Source organism: Echinicola sediminis, assembly GCF_054777495.1.
Genome location: NZ_BAAHAP010000094.1, coordinates 1 through 10,358 on the forward strand (window position 1 = coordinate 1; position 10,358 = coordinate 10,358).

Sequence of the window (10,358 nt, forward strand, 5' to 3'; positions counted from 1 at the left end):
AATGCCAAACAGTCTTCCTTATACTATCAATACGCTTTTGGATACGAATTGGTAGCTTATGCAGGACCGGAAACTGGAATCAGGGATCGGGCATCCTACGTACTTCGACAAGGGAAAATCCAATTGGTCCTTACCAGTTCCTTACAGGAAGACCACCTTATATCAGATCATGTCCGAAAGCACGGTGACGGAGTAAAAGTGTTGGCACTTTGGGTAGATGATGCTGCAAAATCCTGGAATGAAACGATCTCCAGGGGGGCTAAGTCCTACAGTGAGCCCATGACCCTAAAAGACAAAAACGGCAGTGTAAAAGTAGCATCCATCCACACTTATGGGGAGACCATTCATACGTTTGTAGAAAGAAAAGACTATTCAGGCCCTTTTTTGCCCGGTTATGTCGCAAAAAAAAGCCTTTACCAAGCTTCCCCTGTGGGCTTGAAGTACATTGATCATTGCGTGGGGAATGTGGGCTGGGGTGAAATGAACAAATGGGTGGAGTTTTACGAAAAGGTTATGGGATTCAGCCTTCTGGTCACCTTTGATGACAAGGACATATCCACCGAATACTCTGCGCTGATGTCCAAGGTCGTTTCCAATGGAAACGGCTATATCAAATTCCCCATTAATGAACCTGCTGAAGGAAAAAAGAAATCGCAGATAGAAGAGTACCTGGACTATTATAAAAGTCCAGGTGTCCAACATATTGCCATCGCTACAGATGATATTATCCATACCGTCGGGGAACTTCGCCAACGGGGCGTGGAATTTCTTGTGGTTCCTGCGACCTATTATGATGACCTGCTGGAACGCGTTGGAGAAATAGACGAAACTATCCAGTCACTCAAAGACCTTAACATATTAGTAGACAGGGACAATGAAGGTTATTTGCTGCAGATCTTCACCAAACCTGTGCAGGACAGGCCTACCCTCTTTTTCGAAATCATCCAACGAAAAGGAGCGAAATCTTTCGGAAAGGGAAACTTCAAGGCCCTTTTTGAAGCCATTGAAAGAGAACAAGCTTTGAGAGGCAACCTGTAACTCTGGCCGCCTCATACCATGAATCCCAACTGCCAACCTGTTGCCCCTTAGGTAACAATTTAATAAGACAAACTTTTTAGCTTCAAGGCATCTAAAAAGTGGCATTAATGGCTTTTATGTTTAAATTAGCTTTTCATTTTAAGTTTTTTATAAACCATGACAGACGCATCCATTATAAGTAAAGCTGAGACCTGGCTAAACAGCAACATAGACCAAAATAGCAAAGAACAAATCCAACAACTCCTGAAAGCCGAGGACCGAAGCGAACTCATTGACGCTTTCTACAAAGACCTGGAATTCGGAACAGGAGGCCTTCGTGGAGTAATGGGCATTGGTTCGAACAGGATGAATGTTTACACGATAGGTATGGCTACCCAGGGACTGGCCAATTACCTGCTGGACTGCTTCCCAAACGAAGAAATCAAGGTAGTCATCACACATGACTCCAGGATCAATAATACCCTTTTTGCCGAAACCACGGCCAATGTACTGACCGCCAACGGCATAAAAGTCAAATACTTTAAAGAAATGCGTCCTACGCCGATGCTTTCCTACGCCATCCGCTACTATGGTTGTAAAAGTGGGGTAATGATCACAGCTTCCCACAATCCCAAAGAATACAACGGCTACAAGGCTTATTGGGAAGATGGCGGACAGATCGTGGCTCCTCACGATAAAAACATCATCGCTGAGGTTCAAAAGATCCGTTCTATAGATGATGTAAAGTGGGACAAAGACGATAGCCTGATTGAATACATCGGACGTGAAATGGATTTGAGCTATCTTAATGATATCAAAAAGTTCAGCTTATCTCCCAAAGCCATCCTGAACCAGAGAAAAATGAGCATTGTTTTCTCCCCTATCCATGGTGCTTCTGGGAAAATGGTACCTGCGGCTTTGAGGACATTCGGTTTTGAAAACATCCATGTAGTAAAGGAGCAGGCTGAACCTGATGGCAACTTCCCCACAGTCATCTACCCCAATCCTGAGGAGGCGGAAGCATTGAACCTTTCCCTAAAACTTGGCAAAGAAGTCAATGCAGAACTGGTCCTCGCCTGTGACCCGGACGGAGACCGTTATGCCGCTGCCATCCCCAATGAAAAAGGGGAATTTGAGCTGCTCAATGGCAACCAGACAGGAAGTATCCTGACCTATTACCTGCTTTCCCTGTGGAGGAAAAGAGGTCATTTCACTGGCGATCAATTCATGGTCAACACCATCGTAACCACGGAACTTATAGAAGAAATCTGCCATGGATTTGGCATCCCTTGTTACAGGGTATTGACCGGGTTCAAAAATATAGCTGCTGTAATCCGGGAGCTGGAAGGTAAAAAACAGTTCATCGGTGGCGGTGAAGAAAGTTATGGTTTCTTGGTAGGGGATGCAGTGCGTGACAAAGACGGGGTTTCTGCCTGCGCCATGCTAGCTGAAGTGGTAGCTTATTACAAGGAAAGGGGCATGACCCTATTTGATGTCCTTGCGGAAATTTACCAGGAGTATGGTTTCTACAAGGAATCCCTTATCTCTGTGACCAAAAAAGGCAAAGATGGTGCAGAACAGATCCAAAACCTGATGCGCGGGTTCCGCACCAACCGACCAGAGTATATCAATGGTATCAAGGTCACCAAAGTCATTGATGTAAAAGAAAGCAAAGAGTATGATTTAGTGAATGGAACCACCTCTGATTTGGACCTGGAAAAATCCAACGTGATCCAGTTTTACCTGGAAGACGGCAGTAAGATATCGGCAAGGCCATCTGGTACAGAACCCAAAATCAAATATTATATCTCTGTGAATGAACACTTGCCAAACAGAGATGCTTACAGGAAAGTAGAAGCCGCTTTGGCGGAGAAAATTGAAAAACTGAAAATATTCTTTGAATAATAACTGATGAATCCAAAGGGCCTTTTTGAACAGAAAGGCCCTTTTTTATTTCGTCAGAACACCACTTCCTGTAATACCAGTCCCCTAGCAGGAGCTCTCCTGCTGAGAGGAAGGACATCCATCTTTCCCTCCAGCGCCCTGTCCAGTTCTTCCAGGCTAAGTTTGCCCTTGCCCAAATCGTACAAAGCCCCCATCATCAACCTGACCTGGTTTCTCAAAAAACCTTTCCCCCTTACCCTAAAGCTATACGTCGGCTCGTGAATTTCCCATGCTTCATTTTTGGGAGCAGCTTCCACAAGCTCCGAACGAAAAATAGTCCTTAGGAAAACAGTTTCAGGTTTGGGTTTGGTACAAAAATTCCGAAAGTCCCTTTCTCCCTCAAACAGCTTCGCTCCGGCTTGCATTTTGGAGCAATCAAGTGCTTCTGGAAACACCACCGTAAATGGTGAAGAAAAAGGATGAGGCTTAGCCCCAAATGAAAAATGGTAGCGGTACTCTTTTTCCTTAACATCCTGTATAATGTTGAAATCTGAGCCTACCCTTTCCACGGACAGGAGCTTGATATCGTCCGGAAGGTATTCATTCATTCCTTGGAGTAAACCATCTAAATCCTTCAGCTCTTCAGCTGAAAACAATTCAAAAGCTCCTTTCATACAGGAAACTCCCGCATCGGTTCTTCCTGCTCCGAGGATGTTAAAGTCCTCATGACCAAGCCAGCCTTTTAAGCTGCGCTGAAGCATTTCCTGAATGGTTTTTACGCCTGGTTGCTTTTGCCATCCATGATACCGAAAACCTAAATATTGAATGTAAAAAAGATAGGTATAAGGTTTACTTTTCATCTCCAATAATTATCCTGAAACTTAAGGAGGCGAAGGTAGGCAATTCATTTTCAAAAAATAAGGGCTCATCTTTTAATCCATAGTGAGTCGGTAAAAAAACCTTGATCATCCTCAAAATCCCTTAATACCTCAAACCCACATGCCTCAGCCAGCTCACAGATTTCCTCTGGATCGTACTTCTTGGAAATTTCGGTATGGATGGCCTCGGCTTTTTTGAAAGTAAACGTCCGGTTTAAGGCAGAGATGCTGATCTCTTGAGCGACAGTGCTGACCAGGTAACTTTTACATTCGCCAGTTACAGGATTATAAACCGGCCAATGTTTAAAATTATTCAAATCAAAATTCCCTCCCAGCTCTTTATTAATTCGGCTTAAGATGTTGAGGTTAAAGTCCCTGGTTACCCCATTGGCATCATCATAAGCACTTAGAATCAATTCAGGGTCTTTTTTCAGATCAAAACCGATCAGCATAAGATCGCCCTTACTTAAAGAAGCAGCCACTTGAGAAAGCATTTCCCTAGCTTCCTGCCAGACAAAATTCCCAATATTTGCCCCCAGGAATAGTAGAAGCGTCCTTTTACCATTTTGCCAAGCCTTTTCGGCCAAGGCCTTCTTGTAGTTGCTTTCTATTGGGCACACATCAATATCCGGAAAGGACTGGTTCAAATCATCCTGAAGATGTTTCAGTACACTTCCGGAAATATCAATAGGAAAATAGGTAAAGGGCCTCTTAGCTTGGTACAAGTAATCCAGAAGAATTTTGGTTTTCAGGCCATCCCCTGCTCCTAACTCTACCAGGTTAAAGGAATCATCCCCTCCCATAATCTGGTCCAAAATAACACCATGGTACTTCTGTAAAATTGTAAACTCTGTTCGGGTAAGGTAATACTCCGGCAATTCCATGATCTTCTGAAACAGCTTGTCTCCAAGATGATCGTAAAAGTATTTGGACGATAAAAACTTATCTTTGGCACTTAGCCCTTCCAACACATCTTGGGCAAATTCAGTATCTTTCTTTAGCGTAAATTCCATAGCGTCGGTTTATTTTTGACAAAGCCTGATTCCTGTAAATTGCCATCTGAGATTAGGGTGAAAAAAGTTACGGTAGGTTTTTCTGGAATGTCCCGGTGAAGTTGCCACCGACGCCCCCCTTAGCACCATCTGGTTTACCATGAACTTTCCATTATACTCCCCTATTGCACCAGGGGCTTTTTGAAACTTTGGATATGGTAAATAGGCCGAATTGGTCCATTCCCATCTCGTCCCCCAGGAAAATTTCCCTGATGCGGCTTCCCATTCCTGTTCAGTTGGAAGTCGGTATCCCGCCCACTCAGCATAGGCAGCAGCTTCATAGAAAGACAGATGGGAAACCGGTGCATTCAGCTCAAGTTCTTTCAATCCATCCAAGGTATAGCATTGATAACCTTTTTGGTTTTCGATCCAATATAGCGGTTTATAAATATGGTTTTCCTCCACCCAGGCCCAGCCGTCTGAATGCCAAAACTCAGGCCTACGGTACCCTTTGTCCCTGATGAAGCCCAGATACTCCCCATTGGTAACCAAGTTGGTAGAGATTGAAAATTCCTCCAAATAAAACTGGTGCCTACTGATTTCATTATCAAAGCAAAACCCCTCCCCGCTGTGCCCGATTAAGTAAAGGCCTTCCTTGATTTTTACCCAACCGTTCTCTTCCTGCTTGGGGTATTCCTTGATATTCAAAACTGAAGGAGATAGCGGATTTAACCAAAGGTTATATTTGAGATCCGTCAAAAGAAGTTCTTGGTGTTGCTGCTCATGGTTCAGTCCCAAAATCAAGGTCTCCCTTATTTCATCATCTAGCTTGCTTTCGATCAAAACATGCATTTGATCATCGATATAGGCACGGTAATCAAAGACCTCTTCTACAGTCGGCCTGGTCATCAGCCCCCGGTGGTTTCTAGCGGTTCTTTCCCCTACTGCATTATAGTAGCTGTTAAAGAAAAAACTGAAGTCCGGATGAAATTCCCGATAATCAGACAGGTGTTTTTTCAGGAGAAATGTTTCGAAAAACCAACTAGAATGAGCAAGGTGCCACTTGGCAGGGCTTACAAACTCTTCTGCTTGAATGACAAAATCCTCTGTTTCCAAATTGGCACACAGTTGTTCCGTCCGTTCACGCACTTGCTTGTAAGTTTCAAAATTCATCTCATTGGCTGTTCCCATATGCGAATACTTGTACTTATATAAGTTATTATTTTTTCAATGAATAACCATATTATTCTTTGCCGATATGAAACAGGGCATCACCGGCATTTACCACTGGAGAATTGTTCAGTCCCAAAATAAAACCGTTTGAACTGCTCTTCACTGGCACCTTTACCTGTCCATAGGGGTCGGATATTTTGGCCAAAACCTGGCCTTTCTTCACTTCCTCACCGGGGTTGGCAATGGGCGTAAATATGCCGGATATTTTTGCCCTTGTCCAGGAGCTCTCCTTCATTATTGCCGATACACTTGGCTCCACCTCCTCCTGAATTATCCCCAAATGGGTCAAGACCCTTTTGGTTCCCTGGATGACTTCAGACACGGCTAATTCATCCAATCTCATCGACTCTCCCCCTTCATAAACCAAAATATGCTTCTTATGTTTAAAGGCTTCTTTTCTGAAAGATTTGTCAATATGACTGGAATTGATCACAAACTTGGCGCCAAACACCTTTGCCAACTCCAGCCCCTTTTTATCTTTAAAGTCAACCCTGATCTGAGGATAGTTGGATAGCATTCTTCCTCCGGTATGAATATCGATCCCATAGTCAATATTAGGAATGATCTGCGTGGTCAGGATATGGGCGATTTGTGAAGCCAGGGAGCCTTTATTGTTTCCCGGAAAGCTTCTGTTCAAGTCCCTTCCATCCGGAAAAGTACGGCTGTTGCTCAGAAAACCATAAACATTCACCAAAGGAATATAGATCAGTGTGCCCTTTAAAGGTTTAAAAAGCTCCTCCTCCAACATTCTTTTGACCGCGACTATCCCATTTATTTCGTCCCCATGTACCCCTCCGCTGATGAGGACCGTGGGACCATCTTCTTTTGCCCGGTCAATAAAAACCGGTAAATCAATCAATGTATGTGTGGGCAGCCTAGCAATGGCTATTTCAATATTCATAGTCTGTCCGGGTCTGATCCGTACCCCATTGATCACCATTTCTTTCATAAAACTTCCATTAATCTTTTTGGATGGCTAAATGCAATTTCCTTTCTTCTTGGACAAAATCTTACTTAATTCGCAATAGTATAGACGTTGGGAAGTAAATTACCAACCTGCTCTTGCCCATCTATGTTTCAAGTTTGAATTTCCTATGAAGATACAAGAAAACATTTCTTTAAAGCCATATAATACTTTTCAAATTGACAAAAAAGCCCGTTTTTTCACAAGAGCAAGCTCCAAAACAGAGGTCATCGAAGCCCTTAAAATTTCAACGGAAAAAAATTTACCTGCCTTTATTTTAGGAGGAGGCTCCAATATCTTGCTTACCAAGGACGTCTTTGCCCTGGTCATCAAAATGGATATCAAAGGCATAGAGGTAACCAAAGAAGATCCTGACCATATCTGGATCAGGGTGGGAGCAGGTGAAATCTGGCACGAATTTGTCCTACATGCCATCAAAAACAACTGGGCAGGCGTCGAGAACCTATCGTTGATTCCCGGTACGGTAGGTGCCTCTCCCATGCAAAACATCGGCGCTTACGGAGTGGAGATAAAAGAAGTCTTTGACCACTTGGAGGCCATCAACAGAAAAACCTTCCAATCGGAAATTTTCGACCACCAGCGATGTCATTTTGGCTACCGCGAAAGCATCTTCAAAAACGAGGAAAGGGACCAGTATGTCATCACCCATGTCACCTACAGACTTTCCAAGAAGCCTGTTTACAACATTAGTTACGGAGCCATCCAATCCACTTTGGAAGAAATGGGGATCAAAGAAAACAACATTAACATTGCCGCCATTAGCGAGGCTGTCATTGCTATTAGGGAAAGTAAACTCCCTAACCCAGCCCAAATAGGCAATGCCGGAAGTTTCTTCAAAAACCCTACCCTTTCCCCTGAGCATTATGAAATGCTAAAGGAGAATTATCCAGAGATACCCGGCTATCCTCAAGAAACCGGCATCAAAGTCCCTGCTGCCTGGCTGATCGAAAAGTCAGGCTGGAAAGGCAAAACCTATGGGGATATCGGCGTACATAAAAAGCAGCCCTTGGTCTTGGTCAATTATGGTAATGGAGACGGTGAAGCCATAAAAGCTTTGGCCGAAAAAATCCAAAAGGACGTTTTGGAGAAATTCAAGGTGGAACTGAATCCAGAGGTGAATTTTATCTAGATCAGCTGGTCCTCAAACTGAATCTCCTTATGGTATTGCTCCACGGCAATACCAAACTTACGCAGAAAATCCACGCCCTCATCAGATGGCAATCCTTTATAATCTGCATACGAATACATGTAGACCACTTTGGCTACTCCCATGGAATAGATGATTCTGGCGCAGGCCAAACAAGGTGCCAAAGTAACATACAGGGTTGATCCTTCTACAGAGGCATTGTTTTTTACTGCATATAAAATGGCATTTTGTTCTGCGTGCAGTGCCAATGAACAGCTTCCTTTGCTATCCCGGCTGCATCCACTTTCAGGAAACTCCTCGTCGCAATTGTGCGTCCCTGAGGGCGGACCATTATAACCAATGGAGATGATCCTGGTTTCTTTGGTCAAAACCGCACCAACATGCTTTTTAATACAATGGGAGCGCTTGGCCAGGTTCACCGCCAATTCCATAAAAATATCGTCAAAATCCGGTCTGGACATTTTTATTACAATTTTAGTCCCCCAAAAGTAAAAAAAGATCACTCAGCCACAGCCGATTTATCCTGAAATCTTAAAAAAACCGCCTGTTTGACCACATTAGGGTAATTTCAAAATCGGTCTAGAAGCACCTTTCAAAGGCTTTAAAAATCTTTTTTATGTATTTATAATACATTTTATAGTAAACAAACTGGTTTTTATAAATTTTATATTCTATATTTATTTCACAATTATTTGATATACAAGCTTTTCATTTGATTTCTCATTTTGACAAAACTTAAGCCATGACTCAATTAAAAAACTTACTGCTTTTATCATTAGCTGTGTGTACTTTTTACAGTTGTATCCCCAATAAAAGGGTAATCTATATGCAGGATCTTCCTGAGAGTGAATTAGTATCCAAGGAAAACGAAAACATTCCTTATAATATAGAGGACTACGAGCTGATGAATAACGATGTGGTGGACATATCTATCCGGACCACCAGTCCCGAAATCAACATGATTTTCAATGACCCTAATACCATGGCCCAAAGCAGGATGGCCAGCGGAGGACTTCTTAGTGGAGGAGATGTATTCTTTCTGCAGGGATATTCTTTGGATGACAATGGCAGAGTTGAATTGCCCATGATCGGAGAAGTATCCTTAGTGGGTATCACGACCAAAGAGGCAAAAGTTCTTATTGAAAACAAACTCAAGCAATACATCTCTGAGGACGATTTCTTTGTCAGAGTACGGTTAGGCGGTATAAGGTATAGTGCCCTTGGAGAATTTAACAGGCCTGGAAAATACACCGTTCTCCAAAACAGGGTCACTATTTTCGAAGCAATCGCAAACGCCGGGGACATGACCTTATTGGCCAAAAAAGATAAGATCCATCTCATCAGGCAATATCCCGAAGGCTCTAAAACCCATACCATCAACCTTAATAACAAGGAGGTCATGAGATCGGAATTTTATTTCCTAAAACCTAACGACCTGATTTATGCGGAACCTATGAAAGTCCGGGAACTGGGTACTGGCGCCACTTTTATGCAGACCTTCCAGTTATTGGTCAGTGTGGTCACAGTTGGCTTACTGGTCTACACCGCAACCAATTAACTTTTTCTGCTCCTCACCATGCATCTTCTTCAATAATAGGAGAAACATAACGAGTTGCAGTCTTCATCAAATAAGTCTCCTGCCAATTGGGACTGACGTGGCGAAGCTTTAGAAGCCCAAAAAAACCAAGTTTGCTGACCTTAAACAGATCTATCCATGAAGAATTTTCTTATAAGGAGCTTATTGTTTCTTGCAATTTTTCTGTTGCTGACAAACCTTCCCGTATTGGTTTTCAACGAAATAGCTGATGAGCAGGATACTTTTGATTTACCTAAACAAACACAATATTTATTTCTTGGTAATTCAAGACCGGAATGTGCATTGAACACAGATTACATTGGTGGAGCGGTCAATTTTTCCAAAAGAGCAGAAGCTTATTTTTACACTCATTTGAAAGCACAAAAGCTGATCGAAGAAAATGAGTTCAATGATCTTAAGGCCGTCTTCATTCAGTTCAGCATAAAAGGTGTCAGCAAAGAGCGGGACAAATGGGTTTGGAGCACTGCATGGCTTCAGGAATTCTATCCAAAATACCACCATCTTATGTCCCCTCAAGATCTGGTCTATTTATATGGCAAAAACTTCAGTAAGTTACTGAGCATCCACATTTCTCAAACATTGTTCAAGCAGGCCAGAAACAGTATTTATTATGGACTGGCCAAAC

Annotated in this window: 10 protein-coding genes; 5 read left to right on the forward strand and 5 right to left on the reverse strand. The window is 42.8% G+C overall.

Going from position 1 to position 10,358, the window contains the following annotated elements; genetic code table 11:
- Positions 1 to 1,038, forward strand: a 1,038-nt coding sequence (hppD, locus tag ACYVAA_RS18605) for a 4-hydroxyphenylpyruvate dioxygenase (RefSeq protein WP_460544627.1), incomplete at its 5' end; no start/stop codon positions are given.
- A gap of 156 nt (positions 1,039 to 1,194) precedes the next feature.
- Positions 1,195 to 2,922, forward strand: coding sequence for a phospho-sugar mutase (locus tag ACYVAA_RS18610; protein ID WP_460544630.1), 1,728 nt, complete (start codon positions 1,195 to 1,197; stop codon positions 2,920 to 2,922).
- Between the two features lie 53 nt (positions 2,923 to 2,975).
- Here ACYVAA_RS18610 and truA read toward each other — a convergent pair whose 3' ends face one another.
- The 4 genes from truA to ACYVAA_RS18630 form a co-directional block, all read right to left on the reverse strand.
- Entirely contained in the window at positions 2,976 to 3,761 is a 786-nt protein-coding gene (gene truA / locus ACYVAA_RS18615) for a tRNA pseudouridine synthase A (RefSeq protein WP_460544632.1), read from the reverse strand.
- 65 nt (positions 3,762 to 3,826) lie between these two features.
- A complete protein-coding gene (gene egtD, locus ACYVAA_RS18620) occupies positions 3,827 to 4,792 on the reverse strand; it encodes an L-histidine N(alpha)-methyltransferase (protein WP_460544634.1) in 966 nt (321 codons plus the stop codon).
- Positions 4,793 to 4,801: 9 nt separating this feature from the next.
- Positions 4,802 to 5,962 carry an ergothioneine biosynthesis protein EgtB gene (gene egtB / locus ACYVAA_RS18625; protein WP_460544636.1) on the reverse strand — a complete coding sequence of 387 codons (1,161 nt, stop codon included), beginning with the start codon at positions 5,960 to 5,962 and terminating at the stop codon, positions 4,802 to 4,804.
- Positions 5,963 to 6,014: 52 nt separating this feature from the next.
- A complete protein-coding gene (locus ACYVAA_RS18630) occupies positions 6,015 to 6,953 on the reverse strand; it encodes a succinylglutamate desuccinylase/aspartoacylase family protein (RefSeq protein WP_460544638.1) in 939 nt (312 codons plus the stop codon).
- A 145-nt stretch (positions 6,954 to 7,098) separates the two neighbouring features.
- Here ACYVAA_RS18630 and murB point away from each other — a divergent pair, with 145 nt between their 5' ends.
- Positions 7,099 to 8,118 (forward strand): UDP-N-acetylmuramate dehydrogenase, encoded by a 1,020-nt coding sequence (gene murB / locus ACYVAA_RS18635; protein ID WP_460544640.1) that lies wholly within the window; start codon positions 7,099 to 7,101, stop codon positions 8,116 to 8,118.
- Here the strand turns inward: murB and ACYVAA_RS18640 are convergent.
- Positions 8,115 to 8,597, reverse strand: coding sequence for a deoxycytidylate deaminase (locus ACYVAA_RS18640; RefSeq protein WP_460544642.1), 483 nt, complete (start codon positions 8,595 to 8,597; stop codon positions 8,115 to 8,117). The two genes, murB and ACYVAA_RS18640, sit on opposite strands and share 4 nt — an antisense overlap.
- Positions 8,598 to 8,878: 281 nt before the next feature.
- Between ACYVAA_RS18640 and ACYVAA_RS18645 the strand changes: the two genes are divergently transcribed.
- Together ACYVAA_RS18645 and ACYVAA_RS18650 are read left to right on the forward strand one after the other, a co-directional pair.
- A complete protein-coding gene (locus ACYVAA_RS18645) occupies positions 8,879 to 9,694 on the forward strand; it encodes a polysaccharide biosynthesis/export family protein (RefSeq protein ID WP_460544644.1) in 816 nt (271 codons plus the stop codon).
- A gap of 156 nt (positions 9,695 to 9,850) precedes the next feature.
- On the forward strand, positions 9,851 to 10,358 hold a 508-nt coding region (locus tag ACYVAA_RS18650), incomplete at its 3' end, for a hypothetical protein (protein WP_460544646.1).

Coding starts and splice junctions, on each gene's coding strand:
- ACYVAA_RS18610 (WP_460544630.1), top strand. CDS start 1,195: ATGACAGACGCATCCATTATAAGTAAAGCTGAGACCTGGCTAAACAGC.
- truA (WP_460544632.1), bottom strand. CDS start 3,761: ATGAAAAGTAAACCTTATACCTATCTTTTTTACATTCAATATTTAGGT.
- egtD (WP_460544634.1), bottom strand. CDS start 4,792: ATGGAATTTACGCTAAAGAAAGATACTGAATTTGCCCAAGATGTGTTG.
- egtB (WP_460544636.1), bottom strand. CDS start 5,962: ATGGGAACAGCCAATGAGATGAATTTTGAAACTTACAAGCAAGTGCGT.
- ACYVAA_RS18630 (WP_460544638.1), bottom strand. CDS start 6,953: ATGAAAGAAATGGTGATCAATGGGGTACGGATCAGACCCGGACAGACT.
- murB (WP_460544640.1), top strand. CDS start 7,099: ATGAAGATACAAGAAAACATTTCTTTAAAGCCATATAATACTTTTCAA.
- ACYVAA_RS18640 (WP_460544642.1), bottom strand. CDS start 8,597: ATGTCCAGACCGGATTTTGACGATATTTTTATGGAATTGGCGGTGAAC.
- ACYVAA_RS18645 (WP_460544644.1), top strand. CDS start 8,879: ATGACTCAATTAAAAAACTTACTGCTTTTATCATTAGCTGTGTGTACT.